This window comes from Sphingopyxis sp. Geo48 (assembly GCF_949769155.1).
Classification (GTDB): Bacteria; Pseudomonadota; Alphaproteobacteria; order Sphingomonadales; family Sphingomonadaceae; genus Sphingopyxis.
The window spans coordinates 497,288-521,881 of sequence record NZ_CATKPA010000003.1 but is presented as its reverse complement, the minus strand read 5'-3'; the positions used below and the strand labels follow the sequence as shown (position 1 = coordinate 521,881).

Sequence of the window (24,594 nt, the reverse complement as noted above, 5' to 3'; positions counted from 1 at the left end):
CACCCCAAAGCCGACACTGGCCATCAGGCCGGCAGATGTTTTGCCAGCCTCGTCAGTCCGCGCCTCAATCCGTCCCGGTCGATGGCGCCGCCGAGCGAGACGCGTAACGCGCGAACATGGCTGTCGCACGCCGCAAAACTGGTGGCTGGGATCGCCATCATCCCTGCCTCGCGCAGCGCGCCCGCGGCTTTCGCCATGGCGCGCTCATCCGCCAGCGGAACCCACAGATGATATCCGCACGGATGCGCGGCATAACGTCCCGCCGGCAGCGCTTCCGCAGCGATCGCCTGCCGCGCCGCCGCCTCGGTCCGCGTCTCGCCGATCAGCCGGTCGTAACTGCCGTCCTCCAGCCAACGCGTCGCCAGCGCGGCCTCCAGCGGCGGCGGCATCACATTCGCATCATGCACCTCGGCCGCAAGCGCCAGCGCGTCAGCGACCGACGGCGTGCGGACATGCGCGACGCGGAGCGCCGGCGAGATCGTCTTGGAGAGGCTCGCGACATACCAGCCGAGTTCGGGCGCGAAGCTCGACAGCGGCGCGATCGGCGTTTCGGCAAGCTGGCCATAGGCATCGTCCTCGATGATCCGCACGCCATGCCGCTGCGTCACCCGCGCCAGTGCCGCGCGGTCGTCAGCCGCGATCGTCACGGTGGTTGGATTGTCGTTTGTCGGCACCACATAGAGCGCCGCTACCGTCGTCGTCCGGCATAGCGCCTCCAGCGCATCCGCCTCGACGCACGCGAGCGGCGCCAGCCGCAGCCCCGCGCGGCGCGCCAGCGCGAGAAAGCCGGGATAGACATGCGTGCCGCACGCCACGACATCGCCGCGCTCCAGCGTCGCGCCGATGATCGCGTGGAGCGCACTCTGCGCCCCAGCCGTGACAACGACCTGGCCGGCCTCGCTCGCCAGCCCCATCCGGCCGAAAATCTCCGCCCCCGCGGCGCGGTCGGCCTCACGTCCACCCGCCGGGGCATAATGCAGCCGCCCGCCCGCGCCCGGCGCGCGCAGCAGCGCGCTGGCGGTGCGCTCCCACGTCGCGAGCAACGTTCCGCCTTCGACCTCGGGCGGCATGTTCATTCCGGTGTCGCGCGGCGGCGGCCCCGCGGCGATCGCATCCTGCGGCAGCACGAAGCTCCCCGCCCGTCCGCGCGCACCGATCAGCCCGGCGCTGCGCGCCTGTTCATACGCCTTGGTAACGGTGGTAAGGTCGATCCCCAACCGCGCCGCAAGGTCGCGCTGCGGCGGCAGGCGGTCGCCGCTGCGCAACGCGCCGGTCTCGACCGCGTTCGCGATCGCATCGGCAATCACGACATATTTGGCGCCGCGCGTCCGCGTCAGGTCGGGTATCCAGCCGTCAGCCATCGGCGTCGATCATCTCTCCCTTGGCGCGCGCATTGAGCTGCGCCCACAGCGCGCCGGTGCCCGCTTCCTGCGCCCTGTTCACATATTGCGACGCGACGAGCCAGCCCTTGATCGGCTGCAGCACGGCGAGACACGGGATGACCATCAGCGGCACCGAGGTGATCAGATGCATCCACCATGGCGGGTTGAAGGCGACCTCGAACCACACGACGAGGAACAACAGCGGGAAGGCAATGAAGCAGAGCGAGAAAAACGCCGGGCCGTCATCGGGTGCCGCGAAATCATAGTCGAGCCCGCAATGCGGGCAGCGATCCTGGACCTTCAGCCAGCGCCGGAACATCTTTCCCTCGCCGCAATGCGGGCAAAGGCCGTGAAGCCCCGTCCGGTAAATCCACAGCCATTTTTCGCGGCCTTCCAGTTCGCCAGTCATCGACTCATATCCTGCAGTACCATACATAATGCCATACATAATGACGCGCATGACAAATGTCGAGGGGCGGACTAGTTCGGGGGCATGAGCGACGCGAAAATCTTCATCAGCGCGAACGAACTGCTCGCCGATTCGCTACGACTGGGCACGCAGGTGATCGACAGCGGCTTTCGCCCGACGCACCTCGTCGGCATCTGGCGCGGCGGCGCGCCGGTCGGGATCGCGGTGCAGGAACTGCTCGACTATCACGGCCACCACTGCGACCATATCGCGATCCGCACGTCGTCGTACAAAGGCATCGACGATCAGGACCCACACGTTCGCGTCTTCGCTTTGGGCTATCTCATCGATACACTGAACCCCGACGATCGGCTGCTGATCATCGACGATGTGTTCGACAGCGGCCGCAGCATCCGCGCCTTCATCGCCGAACTGAAGGCGCGCTGTCGCAACAATATGCCACGCGACATCCGCATCGCGACGGTGTGGTTCAAGCCGCGCCGCAACGTTACCGACCTCCACCCCGACTATTTCGTCCACGAAACCGACCAGTGGCTGATCTTCCCGCACGAGATCGACGGACTGACGCCTGAGGAAATCCGCCGCCACAAGCCCGAGGCGGCGATCATCCTGCGCGAAGAGAATCAGGGGGAGGAGGAGTCCGATGGCTGAAGGTTTCGTGTCGGCGGCCGAGCGCGCCGCCTTCATCGCTGGCCTGCCGAAGGCCGAACTGCATCTGCATATCGAGGGCTCGCTCGAGCCCGAGCTGATGTTCGAACTGGCGCAGCGCAACAATGTCGCCATTCCCTTCGCCAGCGTCGAAGAGGTCCGCGCCGCCTACGCCTTTTCGAACCTCCAGGATTTCCTCGACATCTATTATCAGGGGATGGGCGTCCTCCACACCGAGCAGGATTTTTACGACCTCACCGCCGCCTATTGCGCGCGCGCCGACGCCGACAACGTCCGCCACATCGAAATCTTCTTCGACCCGCAGGGCCATACGTCACGCGGCGTCGCCTTCGCGACGGTCATCGCCGGCATCACCCGCGCGCTCGACGATGCCCGGACGACCTACGGCATGACCTCGAAGCTCATCCTGTGCTTCCTGCGCCACCTTAGCGAAGCCGATGCCGAAGCGACGCTCGACCAAGCGCTGCCCTATTTGGACCGGATCGCCGGCGTCGGCCTCGATTCCTCCGAGGTCGGTCATCCGCCCTCGAAATTCGAGCGCGTGTTTGCGCGCGCGAAGGGCCTGGGCCTCAAAGTCGTCGCGCACGCCGGCGAAGAGGGGCCGCCCGCCTACGTCCACGAGGCGCTCGACCTCCTGAAAGTCGACCGCATCGACCACGGCAACCGCAGCCTTGAGGATACCGCGCTGGTCAAGCGCCTCGCGGGCGAGAACATGACCCTCACCGTCTGCCCGCTTTCGAACCTCAAGCTGTGCGTCGTCCGCGACATCGCCGATCATCCGCTCAAGACCATGCTCGACGCCGGTCTTCCCGCGACCGTCAACAGCGACGACCCCAGCTATTTCGGCGGCTATGTGAACGCCAATTACCTCGCCGTCGCCGACGCGCTCGACCTGTCGAGGGCCGACATCGTGACGCTCGCGCGCAACAGCTTCACCGGATCGTTCCTGGGCGACGCCGAAAAGGCAAGGCACCTCGCCGCGATAGACGCCTACGCCTGACGCAAGCCCTCAGCGCGGATGCAGCTTTGCGAGCGCAATCCCCGCGAGATTCTGCGCCCGCCCGATATGCCGGACCCGCGGCGCCGGGCCGGCGCCGGCCAGATCGCGGAAGGCCGCCAGATGCGCCGCCGCCGCACCGCGCGCCGGGACCCTCCCCATGGCCTGCGCCACGACCGATGCCGAATCACCGCACAGCACGAAATCGTCGATTCCTCGCTCCCGCGCGAGCCGCAGCGCGGCGATCAACGCCAGCCACTCGGCATCGAGGCTGCTTCCCTCGCCAAGGCCCCGCTCGATCATGACGGCGCCGCCCGCGACCACCGCGACCTCGATCGGACCGGGGTTCGGGCGGCATCCGCCATCGAAAAAGATCTTGGTCCGGCGCGCGGTCATTCACGCACCATAGCGGCCATCAGAAATTCCCGCGCACCGAAACCGCGAAGATCGGACCGATAAGCCGGTCGCGTTCCTCGACGAAGGCGATCGGGCTCTGGCCGCGCACGCCGGTATAGACAGTTCGATCGCGTTTCGAGCGCGCGTTGGCGATGTTGCGGATCTGCGCGCGGACGGTCAGTCCCATCACATTCTTGTGCTCGACGAAGACGTTCGCGAAGACCGGCCCCTCCCACACCTTATCCGACTGGTTGCGGCGGTAATTGGGCTGGTAGTGCGAATAATTAGCCCCCGCCCCCCACGCCCAGTCACTGCCCGGAATATCGTGGCGCACGCTGACGTCGACGACGCGATCGGTGAAGCCGCTCCACTGCCGCTTCTCGCCGGTGAAGGGATCGCGCAGCGAGCTTTTCTGGAACAGCGCGCTCGACTCGACCTTCATCCCCTTGATCCCGGCCGGATCGAGGTTGATCGTCGAAGACCATTCGACCGCGCCCGCCTTCGCCTTTGCGATATTGCCGACGCCTTCGCCACCGTTCGTGCCGACGGGCACGACATCGACGCGGTCCTCGACGTCGCGAAAGACGAGATAGAGCTTGGTCGAACCCCACGCGCCGAGCTTCTTGTTGATCTCGAGCTCGTAGCTCCAGTCCTGCTGCGGCCTCAGGTCGTTGTTGCTCTGATTCTCGTTCCCGTCGTTGAGGAAGGCGCGCGCGAGGAAGTCGTAGAAGCTGAGCTGGAGCACGCGGCGGCGAATCTTCAGCGACGCATCGAAATCGGCCGACGGCGCCCAGGCGAGCGTCAACGACCCCTTCGGGCGAAAGAAGCTGCGCGTCAGACCGTTCGCGCCCGTCTGGGTGATCGTCGAATGTTCGGCGCCCGCGACGATCTGGACGGTCAGCTTGTCGGTCAGCTTGCGCCCGAAGCTGAGCAGGCCTTCGTAGCGGTCCTCGCTGACGCCGCCGGTGCCGCCGTCGAACGGCTGGCCGACCCATGCGCCCGACGGATCGAGAACCGCGATCGACGCGACATTGTCGAGCGTGTTGAACGCCGCCTCGCCCGACAGCTGCCAATCGCCGCCGAACAGCTTCCACTGATACTCGCCGCGCGCGATCGTTTCGCCAAGGTCGCCGGTCTGCGCGAAACGGTCGCCGGTCGCGATGCCGCCCACCGGTGTCGTGACGATCTCCTGCTTGTACGGCTCGTGACTGAACCGCCGCAGCCCGATCAGCTTGAGCTTCCCCGGCCCGAAGCCGAACTGGTAATCGCCCGAAACCTCGTAATTCCAGCTGTCTGCATTTTCATAGACGGTGCGGATGCGGTCGGCAGTTCCGGGGCTCGTCCGCACGCCATCCTCATAATAGCGGTCATATTTGCGCTGATAATGCCCGCCCAGATTGGCAACCGTTTCGCCCGGCGGATCCCAGGTGATGCGCCCCGACAGCTTCGGCGTATCGTAATGCGTGTTCCAGCTGTCCTCGCGCCGCTCGATGATATTTCCCGCGCCGTCATAGATCAGCGTCGGCCCACCGGCGCCGCTGCGTGCGGAGTCGTCGTTGCTCAGCGCCGCCTCATATTCGATCTGCCCCGACCGACCGCGCACCGAAACGTCGGCGCGGGTGAACAGGGCATCGGTGTAATGGGCGCGAAACTCGGGCTTCCACGAAAACTGCCCCGAAATATTGTCGGCGCGATAGACGATATTGGCGACCTGCCCCGACAGTCCGGGGATGTCGAGCGTCGCGCCGTCGACGATCTCGATCCGCTCGACATTCTCGGCCGGGATGCGCGACAGCTGGGTGTACATGTCGTCGGCCTTGTTCGACGGTCGCTCGCCGTTGAACAGGACGTTGCCGGTGGCCTGCCCCAGTCCGCGCAAATTCTCGTTGTCGCGGATCGAGAAGCCCGGAACCTGCACGAGCATGTCATAGGCGTTCTTCGGCGCGTAGCGCGCGAAGTTGGCGGGCGCGAAGACCTGCCGCGCCGTGCCCGTCGCTCCCGCAGAGGCGGTAACCGGCAGCGGAGCATCGCCAGCGACGGTGGCATCCTGCGCCGCCACGGGCGAGGCCGACAGCGCGGCGGCGATGGCCGAAAGGCTGATCGTCGACTTCACTGGCCACCCCGCGCCGCGCGGTTCATCGCCCGGGCATATTCGGGCGACACGTCCATCGCCTTCATTCCGACGACCTCCTCGGCCGCGAGTTTCCGGTATCCCGCATCGGCCAGCCCGCGCACATAGGCGCCGTCGACACCGAGCGCCTTGCAGGCGATCGCATCCTCGACGCCGGTCAGCACCAGCGCCTCCGATCGAAGGTCGCGAACATAGTCCGGCGTGACGCCGAGCGCCGCGGCGGCGATCAGGTCGCCATTGTCCTTGGGCTTCACGCCTTCGCGCGTCAGCCCGTCGGCGAGTTCGACGGTCGCATCGACGAGCAGCATTGCGAGCAGGTCGCCCCGGTCGTCGGGGGCGAGGCCGCGCTGTTCCAGCGCCCTTTCGAACCCGGTATCGGCGGTGAAGCGGCAATCGCCTTCGCCGTCGAAGGCGCCGGTCAGCCGCCCCGAGCAGGCGAGGGTTCCGGCCTCATGGACGATGGTGAAGCTGATCGGACCCGGCCTGCCACCCAGCGCAGCCCTTGCGGCGGCAAATTCGCTCCGCGTTCCGTCGATCACGACATCGCTGCTCGATGTCTTGCGGCTGACGCGGAGCAGCGGCCCGCCATCGGACGTCGCCGGATCCGCGCGCCAGGCGATATCGCCCGGCACGGGCGGATCGGCGGCCGTGCTTGGCGCGGCGCAGGCGAAAACCGACAGCAAAGCGGCGCCGACAAGCATCATCGGGATCTTCATTGGGTGCACTCCTCCCTCCGTGCGCCGCGCGAGCGTCATCGCTCGCCGCCGCAACGGCGTTTCAAAACAGGGCTTCGATCAACGGAAGTCGGGTTTGGACGAACGTCAGGTCGCGGGCGTTTCCGGCGGCTCCGGGGGCTCGGGAACCTCGACGCGCGTCACGCGACCATCGGCGCCGCGCGCCTCGACCACCGCGCCGTGGCCAACCCGGACGGTCGCGCCCTGATCGCCCTTGCGGCCCTTCGCGGCGGCCCATCCGCCCGTGGCGCGCAGTTCGATCGCGTCATCTGCGCTGCGGATGCGCACCCCCGCCTTGCGCATGTCGGTCACAAAGTCACAGTCGACCCCCATCGCCTTCAGCGCGATCACATCGTCGATGCCGATGTCGGGGAAATGCGTCTTCATGTCGCGGGCGAAGGAGGGTTCGATGTGCAGCGCCGAAGCGCCCACCAGATCGTCGAGGCTGACGCCGGGGAAAAGGCCGCGCATTTTCTTGATATAGGCGGGATCGACGCCGGTCGCCTTGGCGCCGATGATTTCGTCGGCGGTCATCGGGCCGTTATGCTCGCGCATCTCGGCCGCATATTCGGGCGTGACGCCGACCGCGCGCATACCGATCAGCTCGTCGGCGCTCAGCGGCCGCGACGGGTCGGCAGCGGCCTCGCCGTCAGGATGGACCCCGCCCGCGGCCGCGGCGACCTGCTGCGCCGCGGCCGGGGCGGTGGCGGCGGCGGGAGCGGGGATCTCCAGCGCCACCTTTTTATCTGCGGTTGCCGAAAAGGCGGCAAGCGGCGCGGTGATACCGGCAAGCGCGACGAGGCTCGTCAGCATCCAGCCCGCGCTCGCCGGTCCGCGCTTCAGGCTGGCATCGAGCACGCGGGTGATCCGGCGCTTCAGGCTGTTCCGGCCCGGCGCGACGCCATGCGCGGCCAGCAGCGCCCCCTGATTGTCATGGCGCGCCGCGCCGACGAGCAGGGTCGCATAGTCGGGGCCGTCGATGTCGGCCATCAGCACGGCATCGTCGGCCGCCTCCTCGCGCAGCTGGTGGCTTTCACGCGCGAGCATCCACACCAGCGGGTTGAACCAGAAGACCGCGCAGGCGATCCGCGCGCCGAGCAGCTTCGCCCAGTCGAGCCGTGCGACATGCGCCAGTTCGTGCGCGATGATCGCTTCGGCCTCGTCGACCGCATCGACCGCGCGCGGATTGAGCACGATTGTCGGGCGCAGCACACCCCAGCTGATCGGCGAGCGCAGTTCCTCGCTCACCAGCAACGCGGTGCCATGTTTGAACCCCATGCGCCGCTGCGCCTCGGCAAGCGCCGACAGCCACGATCCCTCGATGAGGATTTCTGCGCGGCGGCGCATCGCGAACAGCCGCACGACCGCAAGCAGCATCACTCCGCACAGCAGCGCGAGCGGAACGAGATAGAGAAAGGGCGCGATATCGGCGAGAGCGGGAAAGGTCGCCGGCGCCGAGCCCGCGGCCTCGATCGCGGCCGGGACCGGCATCGCGACGGGGCCCGGATCGGCGGCCGGAACTCCTGAAACCATCGCCGCGACGGGCGCATCGCCGGCAAACCAATGCTGCGGCAGCGGTGCCCATTTCGGCAGAAAAAGGATCGCGGCGGGAAGCGCGAGCAGCGCCGCGAGCCCCGCATGCGCGACCATCGAGCGCTCACCCGCCGAGCGCGACCGCGCGAGCCGCAGCACGACGAGCGTGAGTCCCGCGATCACGAGCGATTTCCAAGCAAGGCCCAGCAGCATGGCGCTCGTAGTCATTTCATCCTCCCGTCGCGGGCTTTTGCGATCATCTTTTCAAGTTCGTCGAGATCGGCGCCCGTCATTTCGTCCTGCATACCGAGCAGCGCCGCGGCGGCACTCGTCGCCGATCCGTTGAAGAAGACGCGCACGACCTGGCTCAGCGCCGACTTGCGCGCCGCCTTGTCCGACACGCTCGGCGCATAGACAAAGCCGCGTTCCGACGCCTCGCGCGCCACGAAACCCTTCGCCTCGAGCCGCTTCAGCATCGCGCGGATTGCCGAACCCGACAGCGCGTCGGACAGCGCGTCGCCGATCTCGGTCACCGTCGAGGCACCGCGCTCATAGAGAATATCGACGATCTCGCGTTCGCGGGGGGGCAGGCTGGACAGCATTCGAATCACCTCGTGCGCTACATTTGTAGCGTGCTACATTTGTAGCGCATCTTTGGCAAGAGGGTTTTACTCGAATAATACACATGAGCCGTCGAACAGGATTCCCCTGACGCAATGCACCCCCTATGTAGGCGCATCGCTCAAGGAGTCCCCGATGCCGATCATGGCCGCCCGCCACTATAATGAAGGAAAGCTCGTTCGCGAGCTCGGCCCCGACGACATCATCCCCGAGGATTGCGACGACAGCGATTTCTTCTGGCTCGGCCTTTACGAGCCCACCCCCGACGAACTTGCAGGGATCGCCAAAAGGTTCGGCCTCCACCCGCTCGCGGTCGAGGACGCGCTGAAATCGAAACAGCTTCCGAAGGTCGAGATCTATGGCGACCAGCTATTCGTCATCGCCGCGACCGCGCGGCAGGAGGGGGATACGATCCAGTCGGGCGAGACCGCGATCTTCCTTGGCCGCCATTTCACGGTGACCGTCCGCCACGGCTCGGCGCGCGCGCATACCGAGGTGCGCGCGAAGCTCGAAAGCCTGCCGCACAAGCTTATGCACGGGCCCGACTATGTCCTCTACGCGATTCTCGATTTCATCGTCGACGGCTATTTCCCGGTCATCGACGCAATCGAGGACCGGCTGCTGTTGGTCGAGGAAAGCGTGATGGACACGCCGCTCGATGCCGAACAGATCCGCCATCTCTATGGCCAGCGGCACGAAATCATCCGCTTTCAGCGCATCGTCGGGCTGATGAAGGACGTCGCGAACCGGCTGATCGGCGCCGACGACCTGCCGTGGATCGACGACGCGGTACGCCCCTATTTTCGCGATATATGGGACCACGTCCAGCGCGCCGAATTCCGGCTCCAGGGCCTGCGTGAAGTCGCCGCATCGGTCGTCGACACCAATTCGCTTCTCGAACAGCAGCGCCAGGGCATGATCACGCGCCAGCTCGCCGCCTGGGCCGCGATCCTGGCCGTGCCGACCGCGATCGCCGGAGTCTATGGCATGAATTTCGAGCATATGCCCGAACTCGGCTGGACCTTCGGCTATCCCTTCGCGCTGTCGCTCATGGGCGGAATCTGCGGCCTTCTGTACCGCCGCTTCAGGCGGATCGGCTGGCTCTAGCGCCGCACCCGCGCCGCCGCGGCGGATGCAACCCGTCACCGCGTTGCACGGGGGTTTCGCCGCACCATCTTTGCGGCCTTTGATAACCCTCTTTTAACCGTCTCACCCCAAAATTAGGATATGGTCATTTCCGGATATTTCCTGCCCCCGGCCGCCGACGCCGACAGTCGGTCGGCTGCACGCCGCAAACTCAGCCTGCTCGCGCGCGGCGCCCATCATGACGGCACCGAGATCGAGGTGCTGATCCACAATATCTCGGGAACCGGGCTGCTATTCGAAAGCGATATCGAGCTTGAGGCGGGCGACCGGATCGAAATCGAACTGCCGCATGCCGGCGACATCTCGGCGGTTGTAATCTGGGCCAGCGGCCGGCTCTTCGGATGCCAGTTCGAGGGGCCCGTATCGCCCGCGACACTGAGCGCGGTCGAACTCAAGAGCGTCGTGCCCCCCGAACCCGAGGTCGAGGAAAGCCAGCCGAGCCCCGCCGACGAAGCCTTCGGCGCACGCCTGCAGCGTTTCAGGATCATGGCCGGCCTCAACCAGGCCGACGTCGCCGAACGCATCGGCGTCAGCGCGCCGTCGGTTTCGGGCTGGGAAAAGGGCCGCGCCCGCCCCAAGCACGACCGCATGGACGCACTGGCCGCGATCCTGGGCGTGCAGGTTTCCGACCTGCTCGGCGGCTTCGCGCCCGAAGGACTGCACGACCTGATCGCGCGCAGCCGCGAGCAGATCGCGCGCACGGTCGGCGTCGCACCCGACAAGGTCCGGATCATCGTCGAGCTGTAAACGGCGGCCCGGTCTTGCCGAAACCGCCCCGCTTCCGGTATAGGGTTCACAGCAACCAACAGGGAGTCCGCAGGATCATGGATCGCAACTGAACGCATCGCCGCCACGCCGTGCCTTCAGGAAAGCCTTGTCCATGCCCTCCATCACCCTCGCCAACCTCGGTTGGTCCACGCCCGACGGCCGCCCCGTCCTCTCTGACATCGACCTTCGTTTCCAGCGCGAGCGCGTCGGAGTCATCGGCCGCAACGGCGTCGGCAAATCGACGCTGCTGTACCTGCTGACCGGCGAGCGCCGGCCCGCCTCCGGCTCGCTCGCGATCGACGGCAGCGTCGCAATGCTGCGCCAGACGGTGCAGGTCGACCCGGACGAGACGATCGCCGACCTGTTCGACGCCCGCGCCTCGCTCGCGCTGCTCCGCAAGGCCGAAGCGGGCGATGCGAGCGCCGAAGACATCGGCGACGCCGATTGGACGCTCGAGGCGCGGATCGACGAAGCGCTCGCGAAGGTCGGCCTCGCGCTTCCGGCGGATACCCCGCTGGCGCACCTGTCGGGCGGCCAGCGCACGCGCGCCACGCTCGCCGCTGCGATATTCGCCGCGCCCGACTTCCTGCTCCTCGACGAACCGACCAACAATCTCGACCGGGACGGGCGCGCTGCGGTGCGCGATTTGCTGCGTGGCTGGCGCAGCGGCGCTATCGTCGTCAGCCACGATCGCGAATTGCTCGAGGAGATGGACGCGATCGTCGAAATCACCAGCCTCGGCGCCGCGCGCTACGGCGGCGGCTGGAGCGCCTATCTCGCGCGCAAGGAGATTGAACGCGCGGCGGTCGAGGCCGAACTCGCCGACGCCGAAAAGCGGCTGGATACCGCCCGGCGCGAAGCGCAGGCCGCGAACGAAAGACAGGACCGGCGCGACGCCGGTGGCCGGCGCAAGGCGGCGCGCGGCGACATGCCCAGGATCATCATCGGCGGACAGAAGCGCCGCGCCGAAGAGACACGCGCTGCGGCAAGCCGCCTTGCCGGGCGCCAGCGCGACGCCGCAGAGGCCCAGCTAACGGCGGCACGCTCGAGGGTCGAAGTCGTCGATCCGCTGTCGGCGGGGCTTCCGCCGACCGGACTGGTCGCCTCGCGAACCGTCCTCGCTCTCGACGATGTGACGGCCGGCTATGCCCCGGGGCAGCCCGTCATCCGCGACCTGTCGCTGACGATCACCGGCCCCGAGCGCATCGCGATCACCGGGCCCAATGGTTCGGGGAAATCGACCTTGCTCGCCCTTGTGGCAGGGACGATCGGCCCATGGTCGGGCGCGGTACGCACGCAGGTGCCGTTCGCGATGTTCGACCAGCGTGTATCGCTGCTCGACCCGTCGCTTTCGATCGCCGACAATTTCCTTGTGCGCAGTCCAGGGGCGACGAACAACCAGTGCCGCGCCGCGCTCGCCCGCTTCCGCTTCCGCGCCGACGCCGCGGACCGGATCGTCGGCACGCTCAGCGGCGGACAGATGTTGCGCGCCGGCCTTGCCTGCGTCCTCGGCACTCCGCAGCCGCCGCAACTGCTGATCCTTGACGAGCCAGGCAACCACCTCGACATCGAATCGCTGACCGCGATCGAAACGGGGCTTGCCGCCTATGACGGGGCGCTGCTCGTGGTCAGTCACGATCCGGCCTTTCTGGACGCGATCGGGATCACCCGCGAAATTGCGCTGGGCTGATCGCTTTGGTCAGCCTTCGGGGACCGGAAATTTGAGGCCGTGGAGCGCGACGACATGGTCGCCCTCGCACACCGGCGCGGCGATCAGCCGGATCCACCGCGTCTGCGCGCGCGCCGGGCCGATCTCGACGTCGAGCGTGAAGCCGCGACGATGCGCGATGGCATGCGCGCGCAACCGTTCCATCGCGGCGCGCGATCCCTCGCAATATTGCGCCACCGCCGCCGCCCGCGCGACGTCCGAGCCACGCGGCAGGCCGAAGAGATCGTACACCGTATCGGTCCAGCTCAGCCGGTTGGTCGCAAGGTCGCAATGCCACACGCCCGCGCCCAGCCGCGCGATCGCCTCGGCATCCTCAGGCGTTTCGGCGCCGGCCCTGCCGGGCACCCGCACGCTCGTCCGCTCGCTCCAGCCGAGGTCGAAGTGGCGCGCGCGCTCATAGAGCGGCCAGCTATGGTGGAGCGGCAAAGGGTATCGGGCTTGCACGGTTCTGTTCCTCGCCACCAGGCTAGGCGGCGCTGCTTAAGATTATCTGACGGTGCCGGGAGAAAGATCAGGCGGCCGCCAGCACTTTCGCCATCATCCGCTCCTCCTTCTCGACCCACGGCGCGAGGCTGGGGCGCGACAGGATCGCTTCGCTCCATGCTGCGGTCTTCGGGTGTTTCGCCGCGTCGATGCACGCACCGCAATGGCGCAAATTCATCAGCGGGGACGCGGCCGCAAGATCGGCGAGCGTGAAGCGGTCGCCGACCAGATAGCCCGACGCGGGGATCGCGCTCTCCAGATAATCGAGCAGCTTCGGCAATTCTTCGGCCTCGGCCTGCGCGGCCGCCGCGAGGTCGCCCTCGCGACCGAGAAATTTGGGCGAGACGATGCGGTTGAAGAACATTTTGCCGCTGCACGCCGCAAACACCGTGTCGCCGAATTCATCCCACCAGATCACGCGCCCGCGCTGCTGCGGGTCGGCCGGGATCAGCACGGGTTCGGGGTGCTTGGCCTCGAGATAATGGATGATTGCGCTCGAATCGGCGAGCAGGAAACCGTCATCGTCCATCGCCGGCATTTTTCCGAGCGGCGAGGCGGCGCGAAACCCCGGATCGGGGTCGCCGATCCCGACGCCCTTCAGCTCGAAAGCGATGCCCTTTTCGCCCAGATAACCAAGCAATTTGCGCACGAACGGCGACACCACCGAGCCATAGATGATCATCCTGCAATCTCCCTTTATTCTGCTGTCATAGCATAGGTTAAGGGCGGGGCGACGCAACCCGTGCGACGGATCCGGGCGGCAAAGAAATAAACTTGCCATCGACGCGCCGGCGTGAAACATCGGCGTTTGGAGGGGGGCGCTGCCGCGGCAGCCATCAGCAGGATGTTCGCAATGCGCCCCTCAACCTGGGCAGATCGGCTGATGGGCCTGCTCGCCCGCTTTATTGGCCTGGTCATCCTGCTCGCAACGCTCGTCGCCGCCGCCGCCAGCTTTTTCTACAACCAGTCCGAAGAGGCCGACCAGGCGGCGCGCGTCGCGATGCAGGTCAATATGCGGCTGCGCGACCATGTCTCGGTGCTCGAAGGCGTCCGCGCGCTTTACCAGTCGGACCCCAGCTCCAGCGGTCCCGGCATCCGCGCCTATCTCTCGTCGCTCCAGCCGCAGATCCGCACGCCGGGCATGGAGGGGATCGGCATCGCCGCCGCCTTCCCCGCCGACGACCCCCGACTTCCCCAAGCGCAGCTGGCGCAGAATTACGGCCAGGCGATTCGGGTCTGGCCCGCCGCCACCGACCAGAAGATCGGCTTCGCCGTGACGCTGGTCGAGCCCTATACGCCGCGCCGCCACGTCGCGCTCGGTTTCGACATGTACAGCGATCCGACCCGCCGCGCCGCGATGCGCCGCGCCTGGCAGACCGGCCAGCCGGCCGCGAGCGGCGTCGTCGTACTCGCGCAGGAACGCCTGGCCAGGAAGAAGGAGAAGGGCTTTCTGATCTATATCCCGGTCTATGCGCGCCTGCCCGCCTCGCCGCTGACCAACATCGCGACACGCCCCGGCGCGCGTCCGATCGAGGCCTTCATCTATGCGCCGTTCCGCGGCAAAGACATGATGACGGCGGTTCTTGGCGACCAGATCCGCGGCATCGACGGGATCGAGGTCTATGCCGGCGACGGGCCTAAGGCACAGCTTCTCTACAGCCAAGGCAAGGTCGGCTGGGACGCGCACGAACAAAAGCTGCGCGTTGCCGATCGCGAATGGACGATGCGCATTTCCTATGGCCGCTTTCTCGAACGGCTCGGCCGCCCTTTCGCCATCTTCGTCTTCGGCGTCCTGCTCGCCATCCTCGCGACCCAGCTCCACCGTGTCCAGCAACGCCGCGTCGGGGTGGCACAGGCGCTCGCCGCCGAGCAGGCGCGCCATGCCGAGGACCGCGAGTTGATGATCGGCGAGATGGCGCACCGCATGAAGAACGCCTTCGCCCGCATCGGTGCGCTCGCGCGCATCACCCTCCGCGAATCCGCCAGCCTGGAGGATTTCGAAACGAAATTCGACGGCCGCATGCGCGCGCTCTCCGACGCCAAACAGATGCTCGTCACTGGCGCGGTCGATACGGTCGAGCTCGGCCGCATCGTCCACCGCGAGCTGGAAATCGCCGGCTGGTCGGGCGAGCGTCTGGCGGCGCTCGACGGCCCCGTCGTTTGCCTCGATGACGAAAGAGCGCAGGCGATTACGCTTGCGGTCCACGAACTCGTCACCAACAGCATCAAATATGGCGCGCTGTCCGGACGCGGCGGCAATCTGGCCGTCGGCTGGTGCATCGAGGCCGGCCAGGTCGAATTTCGCTGGACCGAAACCGGCCTGGCCGCGCCGCCGCAGATCGACACCGAAAGCTTCGGCACCCAGTTCATCCGATCGCTGATCGAACGGCAATTGAAGGGCAGCTGGGATCGCACCGCCGTTGACAACAGCCTGACGATCCTCATCCGCTGGCCGTACGATGGCTCTGCACCCTGACGATCGCTGGCATATCTGGATCGACCGCGGCGGCACCTTTACCGATGTCGTGGCGCGCAGCCCCGACGGCACCGTCGTCACCACCAAATATCTGAGCGAAGATCCGGCGCGACCCGGCGACGCCGCGGTCAATGCGATCCGCGACCTCACTGGCGCGGGCAGCGGCCCGCTTCCGCGGCTCGCGATCCGCATGGGCTCGACCGTCGCGACCAATGCCCTCCTCGAACGCAAGGGCGGGCCGACGCTGCTCGCGATCACGCGCGGCTTCGGCGACGCGCTGACCATCGGCTATCAGGACCGGCCCGACCTCTTCGCGCGCAAACTCCAACGCACCCCGCCGCCGCACGCCGAGGTTGCCGAAATCGCCGAACGCGTCGGTCCCGAGGGTGCTGTCCTGACCCCGCTCGACGAAGAACAGGCCCGCACCGCACTGCAAGCCGCCCGCGACCGCGGGCTCGCCAGCATCGCCATCGTCCTCATGCACGGCTACCGCTACCCTGCGCACGAACAGCGCCTCGCCGCCATCGCCCGCGACCTCGGCTTCACCCAAATCTCGACCAGCCACGAGGTCAGCGCCCTCATCAAGCTGATCGGCCGCGGCGATACGACGCTCGCCGACGCCTATCTCTCGCCTGTGCTGCGCCACTATGTCGACCAGTTCGTCGGCCAACTCGGAGAGGGCATCGACCCGCAGTTCATGAAAAGCTCGGGCGGCCTCGCCTCTGCCGCCGCCTTCCACGGCCGCGACGCGATCCTCTCCGGCCCCTCGGGCGGGATCGTCGGGATGGTCGGCAGCGCCGCGCCGCTCGGCAAGACCCGCCTCATCGGCTTCGACATGGGCGGCACCTCGACCGACGTCAGCCACTATGCCGGCCGCCTCGAGCGCGACAATGAGACCATCGTCGCGGGCACGCGCATCCGCGCCCCGATGCTCCGCATCCACACCGTCGCCGCCGGGGGAGGCTCGATCTGCCGCTGGGACGGCGCGCGCCTGCTCGTCGGACCCGAGAGCGCGGGCGCGAACCCCGGCCCCGCCGCCTATGGCCGCGGCGGGCCATTGACGGTCACCGATTGCAACGTTCTGCTCGGCAAGATCCAGCCCGATCATTTCCCCAAGCTCTTCGGCCCGAACGGCGACCAGCCGCTGGACCGCGATATCGTCGTGCAGAAATTCGCGGCAATGGCGGCCGAGGTCGGAAACATCACCCCCGAAGCGCTCGCCGAAGGCCTACTCGCCATCGCGGTCCAGCAAATGGCGAACGCGATCAAGCGCATCACCATCGCGCGCGGCCACGACCTTACCCAAGGCTACAGCCTCGTCGGCTTCGGCGGCGCCGCGGGGCAGCACGTCTGCCTCGTCGCCGATGCGCTCGGCATCGACGAAATCCTGCTCCACCCGCTTGCGGGAGTGCTCTCGGCCTATGGCATGGGTCTCGCCAGGCCCTCGGCGATCCGCGAGCGCACGCTGGGCCTGAAGCTCGACGCCGATTGCGCCACCGCTCTCGCCGCCACCGAAACCGAGCTGTCGGATCAAGCCCGCGCAGATCTTGCCCCCGATGCCACGACCACCCGCGAAACCCTTCTTTTCGTTCGCCTCGCCGACAGCGACAATGCGATCGAGCTTCCGCTGGCGCCGCCCGCCGAGGTCGCTGAGGCCTTCGCCGCCGCTTTCCGCCAGCGCTTCGGCTACGCCCCCCACGACAATCTGGTGGTCGACCGCATCCGCGTCGAACTGACCGAGGCGGGCGACACGCAGGCGGCGCTGCCGCCCCCCGCACCCGGCCCTGAAACGCCCCCCGAAACCGTCAGCGCCTGGCTCGCAGGGGCAGCGCACAACGTCCCGCTCCACCAGCGTGGAGCCCTCGCGCCCGGTCGCACGATCGCCGGCCCCGCGATCATCATCGACGCACTTTCGACGACGGTGGTTGAGCCGGGGTGGAACGCAACGGTCGAGCAGGAGGGGACGCTGCGGCTCGCCAGGACAATCCTCCCCGTCGCGCAGCGATGGGGAGGTGGCAGCCCCGAGGGGGCTGACGGAGGGGCCGGGCGCGCAGCGCTCGCTTCGCCCGCAGCCCCTCCACCGTCCTTCGGACGGTCCCCCTCCCCATCGCTACGCGACGGGGAGGATCAAGAGGCATCCCCCGACCCGATCCGCCTCGAAATCTTCAACAGCCTGTTCATGGCGATTGCCGAGGAGATGGGCGGCGCGCTCCAGCACAGCGCCTCGTCGATCAACATCCGCGAGCGGCTCGACTTCTCCTGCGCGATCTTCGACGGCGAAGGGCGCCTCGTCGCCAACGCCCCGCATATGCCGGTCCACCTCGGATCGATGGGCGAAAGCGTCCGCACGATCCTCCGCCAGCGGTCCGGGGCGGACGGCCAGCCCGGCGACGGCCGCGGCATCCGGCGCGGCGACGCCTATGCGCTCAACGCCCCCTATGACGGCGGCACCCACCTCCCCGATATCACCGTCATCATGCCGGTGTTTGTGGAAAGCAGCACGCCAAGCTTCTTCGTCGCCGCGCGCGGCCACCACGCCGACCTCGGCGGCATCGCCCCCGGCTCGATGCCTCCCGACAGCAAGAGCATCGAGGATGAGGGCATCTTGTTCGACAATGTTCTGATCGTCGATGACGGCAACTTCCTCGACGCCGAGGTCCACGCCCACCTGACTGCCGGCGACTGGCCAGCACGCAACCCGGCGCTCAACATCGCCGACCTGAAGGCTCAGGTCGCCGCCTGCCAGCGCGGCGCGAGTGCGCTCGTCGACCTCAGCGCCGCCCACGGCGCCGCCACCGTCGCCGCCTATATGGCGCACGGCCAGCGTCAGGCCGAAGCCGCGGTGCGCCAGCTCATCGCGCGGCTCGATGATGGCGCGTTCACCTACGCGATGGACAATGGCGCCGAGGTTGCGGTCGCGGTGAAGGTCGACCGCGCCGCCCGCCACGTCACGATCGACTTCACCGGCTCGTCGCCGACGCTCCCCGACAATTTCAACGCACCGATGCCCGTCGTCCGCGCCGCCGTCCTCTACGTCCTGCGCACCATGCTCGACGACCCGATCCCGATGAACGAGGGCTGCCTCGCCCCCGTCACGCTGATCGTGCCAGACGATTCGATGCTCAGCCCGCGCCATCCCGCCGCGGTCGTCGCGGGCAATGTCGAGACGAGCCAGGTCATCACCGACGCGCTGTTCATCGCCTTCGGCGCGATGGCGGGTGCGCAGGGCACGATGAACAATTTCACCTTCGGCAACGAAGCGCACCAATATTATGAAACGATCGCCGGCGGCTCGGGCGCCGGGCCGGGCTTCAACGGCACCAGCGTGATCCAGACGCATATGACCAACAGCCGGATGACCGACCCCGAGGTGATGGAAATCCGCTTCCCCGTCATCGTCGAGGAATTCTCGATCCGCAAAGGCTCGGGCGGCGTGGGCCGCTGGCACGGCGGTGACGGCGCCACGCGCCGCATCCGCTTCCGCGAACCGATGGCCGCGAACATCCTCGCCAACCGCCGCCGCATCGCCCCCGCAGGCTTGGCTGGCGGCGAATACGCTGCACCCGGCCGCAACTGGGTCGAGCGCGCCGATGGTTCGGTCGAAGTGCTGGCGGCCACGGGCAGCGCGGATCTGGCTGCAGGGGATGCTTTCGTGATCGAAACGCCGGGCGGCAGCGGCTACGGGAAAGCGGGGGACGACAATTGACGGCAGCGGCGCAAATCCTCCTTCTCCCTCGATGGGAGAAGGATACGAAGCCTTATCGCGAAGCGATTAGGCGGAGTTGGATGAGGGTGAGGGCATGTCCAGGCATCATCGGCTCAGACCGAGACCGCACCCCCAACGAGGGGGAGGGAATTAAGCCATGCTCGTCCTGATCGGCATTCTCATCATCATCGCGGGCTTCCTGCTCCGCTTCAATCCGCTGCTCGTCATCATGGCCTCGGCGCTCGCGACGGGGCTCGCGGCGGGGCTCGACGTCGCCGCGATCGTCGCCGCCTTTGGCAAGGCGTTCAACGACACGCGCTATGTCTCGATCATCTGGATCGTCCTTCCCGTCATCGGCCTGCTCGAGGCTTACGGCCTCCAGCAGCATGCGCGCAGCCTGATCGACCGCATGAAGGGCGCGACGCTCGGCCGCCTGCTCACGGGCTACCTCCTGCTCCGTCAGGGCATGGCGGCGGTCGGCCTCACCTCGGTCGCGGGCCATGCCCAGACCGTGCGTCCGCTCGTCGCCCCGATGGCCGAGGCGGCCGCCGAAGCCGCCAACCCCGCGCTCAGCGATAAACAGCGCGAGGAGGTCAAGGCGCACGCCGCGGCGACCGACAATATCGGACTGTTCTTCGGCGAAGACATCTTCCTCGCGATCGGATCGATCCTGCTGATGAAGGGCGTGCTCGAAGGCTATGGCTATCAGATCGAGCCGCTGCACTTCTCGCTCTGGGCGATCCCGACCGCGATCGCGGCCTTCCTGATCCACGGCTTCCGCCTCCGCCGCCTCGAAAAGCGGATGCAAAAGACGGCGGCCGGCGCATGATCACGCTCGACTTCGTCTATATCTTCGCAGGGATCGTCTTTGCGCTTTTCGCGCTGCTCGGCCTCTATGATCGCCGCAACCCCCGACGGTTCGGCAACGCCGCCTTCTGGGGGTTGCTCGCGACCTCGATGATCCTCGGCGACTATCTGGGCGATTTCGGCAACGGGCTGCTCGTCCTCGCGCTCGTCGCGATCGCGGGCACGGGGCAGATCGGCCGCGGCCGCGGGGGAGACGTCCCCGCCGAGGTTCAGGCCGCGCGCGCCTTGCGCTACGGCAATTTCCTGCTCCTCGTCGCGCTGATCATCCCCGTCGTCGCGCTCGCGGGGACCTTTCTCTTCAAATGGATTCCCGGCCTCGCCGACCCCAAGCAGGCGACGCTCATTTCGCTCGCGATCGGCGTGCTGATTGCGCTGGCGGTCGGCATGGCGCGCCTCAAACCTCCCGCGCTCCTCCCGCTTCAGCAGGGCCGCCGCCTCCTCGACGCCGTCGGCTGGGCCGCGATCCTGCCGCAGATGCTCGCGAGCCTCGGCGCAGTCTTCGCGCTCGCGGGCGTCGGCGAGGTCGTCGGCGGCCTCATCGGCGCCGCGATTCCCGAGGGCAGCCTGTTCGGCGCGGTGCTCGCCTTCGGGCTCGGCATGGCGCTCTTCACCATGGTGATGGGCAACGCCTTCGCCGCCTTTCCGGTGATGATGGCCGCGGTCGGCCTGCCCTTGCTGATCAAACATTATGACGGCGACCCCGCGGTCGTCGCCGCGATCGGCATGCTCGCGGGCTTCTGCGGCACGCTGATGACGCCGATGGCGGCGAACTTCAACCTCGTCCCCGCCGCACTGCTCGAACTCAAAAGCCCCTATGGCGTGATCCGGGCACAGGTCGGCACCGCGCTGCCTTTGCTCGCAGTGAACATCCTCTTCATTTATATCTTCGCCTTCTAGCGCCGATCGCTCTTTCCTTTCGCATCGAGCGAAGTCGAGATGCCCGTCGGTCATCCATGCCGTCTGGGTGTCTCGACTTCGCCCGACACGAACGGATATGGAGGCCGCATGGAATTGAACCCCGACCACGCCGCCCGCTTCGCGACCGCCACCCTGTCGCACATCGGCCGCGAATATCCGTACAAAATGGACCTCGTCCTCAACGGACCCGAGGATGCGAAGCCCCCGCGCGCGCATCACCCGATTTTCCACGGCAGCTTCGACTGGCACAGCTGCGTCCACGGCTGGTGGCAGATCCTGCGGCTTGCGCGCCGCTTCCCCGACCTTGCCGTCAGTGCCGACACCCGCGCCCGCGCCGACGCGATGCTCGTGCCGGAGAAGGTCGCGGGCGAGCTGGCCTTCCTCGATCGCCCCTATTCGGCCACGTTCGAACGCCCGTATGGCTGGGCCTGGCTCCTCGCGCTCCATAAGGAAGCCGAGCGTCACGATGCCCCTTGGGCTGCCGCGCTCGAACCGCTTGCGCTCGCCTTCGCGCAGCGCTTTCACGCTTTCCTGCCGAAGATGACCTACCCGCTGCGCGTCGGCACCCATTTCAACATCGCCTTTGCGCTCCTCCTCGCACGCGACTGGGCAAGGATGCGCGACCCTGCGCTCGCGACGCTGATCGACGCGGCAGCAAAGGCGTGGTTCGCCGACGACCGCGACTGTCAGGCGTGGGAGCCTAGCGGCGACGAATTTCTCTCCTCGGCGCTCACCGAGGCGCATCTGATGGCCGTCGTCCTCGGCGAGGATTTCACCCGCTGGTTCGACGCCTTCTTTCCCCGCGCCGCGCACGAACAGCCCGCCACCCTCTTCACCCCCGCCACCGTCTCCGACCGCAGCGACGGCAAGATCGCGCATCTCGACGGCCTGAACCTCAGCCGGGCGTGGAGCTGGCGCGCCGTCGCCGCGGCGCTTGGTCCCGACCATCCCGTCTCCCCGGCCGCCGCAGCCGCCGCGCAGCGCCATCTCGCCGCCGCGCTTCCGCACGTCACCGGCGACTATATGGGCGAGCACTGGCTCGCGAGCTTCGCGTTGCTGGCGCTTGACGGGTTATAGAACTTCCGCGTCCCCGCGAAGGCGGGGACCCATCTCCGGGCGGTTCAAGATAACACCGGCAGGAGATAGGCCCCTGCCTTCGCAGGGGCACAGAACTTTGTCGACAATCCGCGAGAGCCCCGCATTGACAACCCCTGTCCTCGCGGCGAGAGACGGCGGAAAGGGGAGACCGACTGCCGATGAAAACGCTGCGCCCGACATCGTTCGACGTCGCCGAGCGCGCCGGCGTGTCGCAATCGACCGTCTCGCGCGCGCTCCGCAACTCGCCCGGTGTCAACGCCGAAACCCGCGCCCGCGTCTCCACCGCCGCACGCGAGCTCGGCTATGTCGTCGACCGCCACGCCTCGTCGCTGCGCCTCAAAAGCAGCGAGACGCTCGCGCTCGTCACCATCTGCCGCCCCGGCGAGGATCGCAGCGCGATCAACCCCTTCTATTTCGCGTTGCTCGGCAGCATCGCCGCCGCCACCTCGGCGCGCGGCTTCAACCTGCTCGTCTCCTTCCAGGAAAGCGCCGACAATTTCCGCGCCGATTTCGTCGCCAGCGGCCTCGCCGACGCGATGATCGTCATCGGCACGACCAGCAATCGCGCAGCATGGGACTATTTCGCCGAGGCGCAGCGCTCCGGGCTCGACTTCGTCTGCTGGGGCAGCCCCGGCGACCCCTTCCACTGGATGCGCAGCGACAACGACACCGGCGGCCGCCTCGCCGCCGAGCATCTGGTCGCGACCGGGCGCAAGCGCATCGCCTTCGTCGGACCGCAGCGTTCGCCGCAGCGCCAGTTCGACGAGCGCCGCGACGGGTTCGCCGCCGCGCTCGCGGCGCACGGCATCGCCCCCGTCATTGTCGAGCCCCCCGCCGCGGTCGACCGCCACGCGCAGGGCGTGGCCGCCGCTGCAGAGCTGCTCGCCTCGCATCCCGACGTCGATGCGATCTTCGCCGCGTCGGATATGCTCGCGCTCGGCGTCCTGCAGGGCCTGAAGGACGCCGGTCGCCGCATACCCGACGATGTCGCGCTGATCGGCTTCGACGGCATCCGCGCGGGCACCCTTGCCGACCCCGCGCTGACCACGATCGAGCCCGATCTCGACGCTGCCGGCGAGGCGATGGTCGCGATGGCGCTGGAGGACGATGATTTCACGCGCAGCGGCACGCGGATTCCCGTCCAACTTGCGCTCCGCGGCACGGCCTAACCGTTACACACTTCCGATTTTCCCATGTCCTTGTAACGACTTGTTATCCATGCGCGGGCACGATGCCTGACGGGGGTCGCAGGAAGCCGCATTGACGGGACAGCTTTTCATTTCACTGCTCAATCCGGGCATCGACCTGCTGTTCGCGGCTGCCTTTTTCTGGATGTGGCGTCAGCGGCAAGAACATTATATCGCCTATGCCGCCGCAGCCTATTTCTGTTCGGCGATCGCTTTCCTGATCCAGGACGTCGCGCCCGTGCTGCCGATGGAGGCGCAGCGGATTCCTGCCAATCTCGGCTTCCTGCTGACCGGCGTCTTTTTCGCTGCTGCGATCATCAAACGCTATGCGCTGCCCGTACCCTGGCGCGCGATGGCGATCACCGGCGCGATTTCGATGGGTGCCTTCCTGTGGTTCCTGCTCGGTCACCCCAGCATCAGCGCGCGCATCTATGCGATCAGCATCGGCGCCGGGCTGATCGCGTCGATGGTCGTGCGGGCGCTGTGGCCGGTCGCGAAGCCCTTCCTCATCGACAAGCTGCTCTTCTGGGTCGCGGGGCTGTCGGCGGTCAACCTGATCGTCCGTCCGGTCGTGCTTCTGTCGCTGCGCGGCGGCTTTGACAGCTATGTCGGTTTCCAGCAGTCGCTCTACTGGACCACGGTGCAGTTCAGCCAGGCGATGGTATCGATCGTCGCCGCGATCTGCCTGACCGTCGCGGTCGCGATCGACATGGTGCGCGAGCTCAAGGTCGAGGCGAATGCCGACGACCTTTCAGGCCTGCTCAACCGCCGCGGGTTCGAGGCCAATGCGACCACCGCGCTCCGTCGCTCGGCCGACGAGGGCCATGGCGTCGCGCTGCTGATCGCCGACCTCGACCATTTCAAGGAGGTCAACGATCGCCACGGTCATGCGGTGGGCGATACGATCATCGCTGCGTTCGGCGCGCATGTGCGACAGCTCGGTCCGGCGGACATGGTCGCGGGGCGCATCGGCGGCGAGGAATTCGCGATCCTGCTTCCCGGCGCCAGCATCGAGGGCGCGCGCCGGCTCGCCGAGATCATCCGCATCGGCTTCCCGACCTCGTGCGCCGAACATATCCCGCCCAGCCTCGTCCCGTCGACGAGCGTCGGCATCACCGCGGGCCGCGCCGACGAGGGACTATCCGAACTGCTGCGCCAGGCCGATCAGGCGCTTTACGAAGCGAAACGCGCGGGCCGCAATCGCGTGCGGGCGTTCAGTCCGGTGCCGGTCCGGCTCGCGGCGGGCGGCGGCTGACCAGCGGCAGCCCCCGGGCGTCACCGCGTCCGCAAGCGGTTCATGCTTCATGGGGTAATACCGAATAG

The 24,594-nt window shown here is 67.4% G+C and carries 21 protein-coding genes; 12 read left to right on the top strand and 9 right to left on the bottom strand.

Annotated elements, in window-relative coordinates:
* Positions 1-23: 23 nt before the first annotated feature.
* Positions 24-1,361, bottom strand: a complete 1,338-nt coding sequence (locus QOL79_RS14085; RefSeq protein ID WP_283420003.1) for an aminotransferase-like domain-containing protein — start codon at positions 1,359-1,361, stop codon at positions 24-26.
* The gene (locus QOL79_RS14080) at positions 1,354-1,791 is read right to left on the bottom strand and encodes a DUF983 domain-containing protein (RefSeq protein ID WP_058456243.1); all 438 of its coding nucleotides are present in this window, start codon (positions 1,789-1,791) and stop codon (positions 1,354-1,356) included. The genes QOL79_RS14085 and QOL79_RS14080 overlap by 8 nt, the downstream gene beginning before the upstream one ends.
* An 84-nt stretch (positions 1,792-1,875) precedes the next feature.
* On the opposite strand from QOL79_RS14080, the gene QOL79_RS14075 reads away from it, so the two are divergent.
* Both QOL79_RS14075 and QOL79_RS14070 read left to right on the top strand, forming a co-directional pair.
* Positions 1,876-2,463, top strand: coding sequence for a phosphoribosyltransferase (locus QOL79_RS14075; protein WP_283420002.1), 588 nt, complete (start codon positions 1,876-1,878; stop codon positions 2,461-2,463).
* On the top strand, positions 2,456-3,481 hold the full coding sequence (locus tag QOL79_RS14070) for an adenosine deaminase (RefSeq protein ID WP_283420001.1): 1,026 nt from the start codon (positions 2,456-2,458) through the stop codon (positions 3,479-3,481). The genes QOL79_RS14075 and QOL79_RS14070 overlap by 8 nt, the downstream gene beginning before the upstream one ends.
* A 9-nt stretch (positions 3,482-3,490) precedes the next feature.
* Here the strand turns inward: QOL79_RS14070 and QOL79_RS14065 are convergent, their stop codons facing one another.
* The 5 genes from QOL79_RS14065 to QOL79_RS14045 form a co-directional block, all read right to left on the bottom strand.
* The gene (locus tag QOL79_RS14065; RefSeq protein WP_283420000.1) at positions 3,491-3,874 is read right to left on the bottom strand and encodes a reverse transcriptase-like protein; all 384 of its coding nucleotides are present in this window, start codon (positions 3,872-3,874) and stop codon (positions 3,491-3,493) included.
* 19 nt (positions 3,875-3,893) lie between these two features.
* Complete coding sequence (locus tag QOL79_RS14060; RefSeq protein WP_283419999.1) at positions 3,894-5,987, bottom strand: TonB-dependent receptor plug domain-containing protein; 2,094 nt, start codon at positions 5,985-5,987, stop codon at positions 3,894-3,896.
* Positions 5,984-6,721, bottom strand: a complete 738-nt coding sequence (locus tag QOL79_RS14055) for a hypothetical protein (RefSeq protein WP_283419998.1) — start codon at positions 6,719-6,721, stop codon at positions 5,984-5,986. The genes QOL79_RS14060 and QOL79_RS14055 overlap by 4 nt, the downstream gene beginning before the upstream one ends.
* Positions 6,722-6,826: 105 nt before the next feature.
* Positions 6,827-8,500 carry a M56 family metallopeptidase gene (locus QOL79_RS14050; protein WP_283419997.1) on the bottom strand — a complete coding sequence of 558 codons (1,674 nt, stop codon included), beginning with the start codon at positions 8,498-8,500 and terminating at the stop codon, positions 6,827-6,829.
* Entirely contained in the window at positions 8,497-8,874 is a 378-nt protein-coding gene (locus QOL79_RS14045; RefSeq protein ID WP_058456236.1) for a BlaI/MecI/CopY family transcriptional regulator, read from the bottom strand. The genes QOL79_RS14050 and QOL79_RS14045 overlap by 4 nt, the downstream gene beginning before the upstream one ends.
* Positions 8,875-9,028: 154 nt before the next feature.
* Between QOL79_RS14045 and corA the strand changes: the two genes are divergently transcribed.
* The 3 genes from corA to QOL79_RS14030 all read left to right on the top strand — a co-directional run bounded on the left by corA (position 9,029) and on the right by QOL79_RS14030 (position 12,497).
* Complete coding sequence (corA, locus tag QOL79_RS14040; protein ID WP_204992339.1) at positions 9,029-10,000, top strand: magnesium/cobalt transporter CorA; 972 nt, start codon at positions 9,029-9,031, stop codon at positions 9,998-10,000.
* A gap of 120 nt (positions 10,001-10,120) precedes the next feature.
* Positions 10,121-10,786 (top strand): helix-turn-helix domain-containing protein, encoded by a 666-nt coding sequence (locus tag QOL79_RS14035; protein ID WP_282945868.1) that lies wholly within the window; start codon positions 10,121-10,123, stop codon positions 10,784-10,786.
* Positions 10,787-10,919: 133 nt separating this feature from the next.
* Positions 10,920-12,497, top strand: coding sequence for an ABC-F family ATP-binding cassette domain-containing protein (locus QOL79_RS14030; RefSeq protein ID WP_283419996.1), 1,578 nt, complete (start codon positions 10,920-10,922; stop codon positions 12,495-12,497).
* A 9-nt stretch (positions 12,498-12,506) separates the two neighbouring features.
* On the opposite strand, the gene QOL79_RS14025 is transcribed toward QOL79_RS14030, so the two are convergent.
* Together QOL79_RS14025 and QOL79_RS14020 are read right to left on the bottom strand one after the other, a co-directional pair.
* The gene (locus QOL79_RS14025; protein WP_283419995.1) at positions 12,507-12,980 is read right to left on the bottom strand and encodes a hypothetical protein; all 474 of its coding nucleotides are present in this window, start codon (positions 12,978-12,980) and stop codon (positions 12,507-12,509) included.
* A gap of 67 nt (positions 12,981-13,047) precedes the next feature.
* Entirely contained in the window at positions 13,048-13,701 is a 654-nt protein-coding gene (locus QOL79_RS14020) for a glutathione S-transferase family protein (RefSeq protein WP_282945862.1), read from the bottom strand.
* Positions 13,702-13,872: 171 nt separating this feature from the next.
* On the opposite strand from QOL79_RS14020, the gene QOL79_RS14015 reads away from it, so the two are divergent.
* From QOL79_RS14015 to QOL79_RS13985, 7 genes are all read left to right on the top strand, one after another.
* On the top strand, positions 13,873-15,495 hold the full coding sequence (locus QOL79_RS14015) for a CHASE domain-containing protein (protein ID WP_283419994.1): 1,623 nt from the start codon (positions 13,873-13,875) through the stop codon (positions 15,493-15,495).
* Positions 15,479-19,201: a hydantoinase B/oxoprolinase family protein gene (locus QOL79_RS14010; RefSeq protein ID WP_283419993.1), complete on the top strand. Its 3,723-nt coding sequence runs from the start codon at positions 15,479-15,481 to the stop codon at positions 19,199-19,201. Before QOL79_RS14015 ends, QOL79_RS14010 begins: the two co-directional genes overlap by 17 nt.
* 157 nt (positions 19,202-19,358) lie before the next feature.
* Positions 19,359-20,030 (top strand): DUF969 domain-containing protein, encoded by a 672-nt coding sequence (locus QOL79_RS14005; RefSeq protein ID WP_283419992.1) that lies wholly within the window; start codon positions 19,359-19,361, stop codon positions 20,028-20,030.
* Complete coding sequence (locus QOL79_RS14000) at positions 20,027-20,965, top strand: DUF979 domain-containing protein (RefSeq protein WP_058456227.1); 939 nt, start codon at positions 20,027-20,029, stop codon at positions 20,963-20,965. The genes QOL79_RS14005 and QOL79_RS14000 overlap by 4 nt, the downstream gene beginning before the upstream one ends.
* A 108-nt stretch (positions 20,966-21,073) precedes the next feature.
* On the top strand, positions 21,074-22,063 hold the full coding sequence (locus QOL79_RS13995; RefSeq protein WP_283419991.1) for a DUF2891 domain-containing protein: 990 nt from the start codon (positions 21,074-21,076) through the stop codon (positions 22,061-22,063).
* A 179-nt stretch (positions 22,064-22,242) separates the two neighbouring features.
* Positions 22,243-23,253 carry a LacI family DNA-binding transcriptional regulator gene (locus tag QOL79_RS13990; RefSeq protein WP_283419990.1) on the top strand — a complete coding sequence of 337 codons (1,011 nt, stop codon included), beginning with the start codon at positions 22,243-22,245 and terminating at the stop codon, positions 23,251-23,253.
* A 91-nt stretch (positions 23,254-23,344) separates the two neighbouring features.
* Entirely contained in the window at positions 23,345-24,526 is a 1,182-nt protein-coding gene (locus QOL79_RS13985) for a GGDEF domain-containing protein (protein ID WP_283419989.1), read from the top strand.
* The last annotated feature ends 68 nt before the right edge of the window (positions 24,527-24,594 follow it).

Coding starts and splice junctions, on each gene's coding strand:
- QOL79_RS14085 (WP_283420003.1), bottom strand. CDS start 1,361: ATGGCTGACGGCTGGATACCCGACCTGACGCGGACGCGCGGCGCCAAA.
- QOL79_RS14080 (WP_058456243.1), bottom strand. CDS start 1,791: ATGACTGGCGAACTGGAAGGCCGCGAAAAATGGCTGTGGATTTACCGG.
- QOL79_RS14075 (WP_283420002.1), top strand. CDS start 1,876: ATGAGCGACGCGAAAATCTTCATCAGCGCGAACGAACTGCTCGCCGAT.
- QOL79_RS14070 (WP_283420001.1), top strand. CDS start 2,456: ATGGCTGAAGGTTTCGTGTCGGCGGCCGAGCGCGCCGCCTTCATCGCT.
- QOL79_RS14065 (WP_283420000.1), bottom strand. CDS start 3,874: ATGACCGCGCGCCGGACCAAGATCTTTTTCGATGGCGGATGCCGCCCG.
- QOL79_RS14055 (WP_283419998.1), bottom strand. CDS start 6,721: ATGAAGATCCCGATGATGCTTGTCGGCGCCGCTTTGCTGTCGGTTTTC.
- QOL79_RS14050 (WP_283419997.1), bottom strand. CDS start 8,500: ATGACTACGAGCGCCATGCTGCTGGGCCTTGCTTGGAAATCGCTCGTG.
- QOL79_RS14045 (WP_058456236.1), bottom strand. CDS start 8,874: ATGCTGTCCAGCCTGCCCCCCCGCGAACGCGAGATCGTCGATATTCTC.
- corA (WP_204992339.1), top strand. CDS start 9,029: ATGCCGATCATGGCCGCCCGCCACTATAATGAAGGAAAGCTCGTTCGC.
- QOL79_RS14035 (WP_282945868.1), top strand. CDS start 10,121: ATGGTCATTTCCGGATATTTCCTGCCCCCGGCCGCCGACGCCGACAGT.
- QOL79_RS14030 (WP_283419996.1), top strand. CDS start 10,920: ATGCCCTCCATCACCCTCGCCAACCTCGGTTGGTCCACGCCCGACGGC.
- QOL79_RS14020 (WP_282945862.1), bottom strand. CDS start 13,701: ATGATCATCTATGGCTCGGTGGTGTCGCCGTTCGTGCGCAAATTGCTT.
- QOL79_RS14015 (WP_283419994.1), top strand. CDS start 13,873: ATGCGCCCCTCAACCTGGGCAGATCGGCTGATGGGCCTGCTCGCCCGC.
- QOL79_RS14010 (WP_283419993.1), top strand. CDS start 15,479: ATGGCTCTGCACCCTGACGATCGCTGGCATATCTGGATCGACCGCGGC.
- QOL79_RS14005 (WP_283419992.1), top strand. CDS start 19,359: ATGCTCGTCCTGATCGGCATTCTCATCATCATCGCGGGCTTCCTGCTC.
- QOL79_RS14000 (WP_058456227.1), top strand. CDS start 20,027: ATGATCACGCTCGACTTCGTCTATATCTTCGCAGGGATCGTCTTTGCG.
- QOL79_RS13995 (WP_283419991.1), top strand. CDS start 21,074: ATGGAATTGAACCCCGACCACGCCGCCCGCTTCGCGACCGCCACCCTG.
- QOL79_RS13990 (WP_283419990.1), top strand. CDS start 22,243: ATGAAAACGCTGCGCCCGACATCGTTCGACGTCGCCGAGCGCGCCGGC.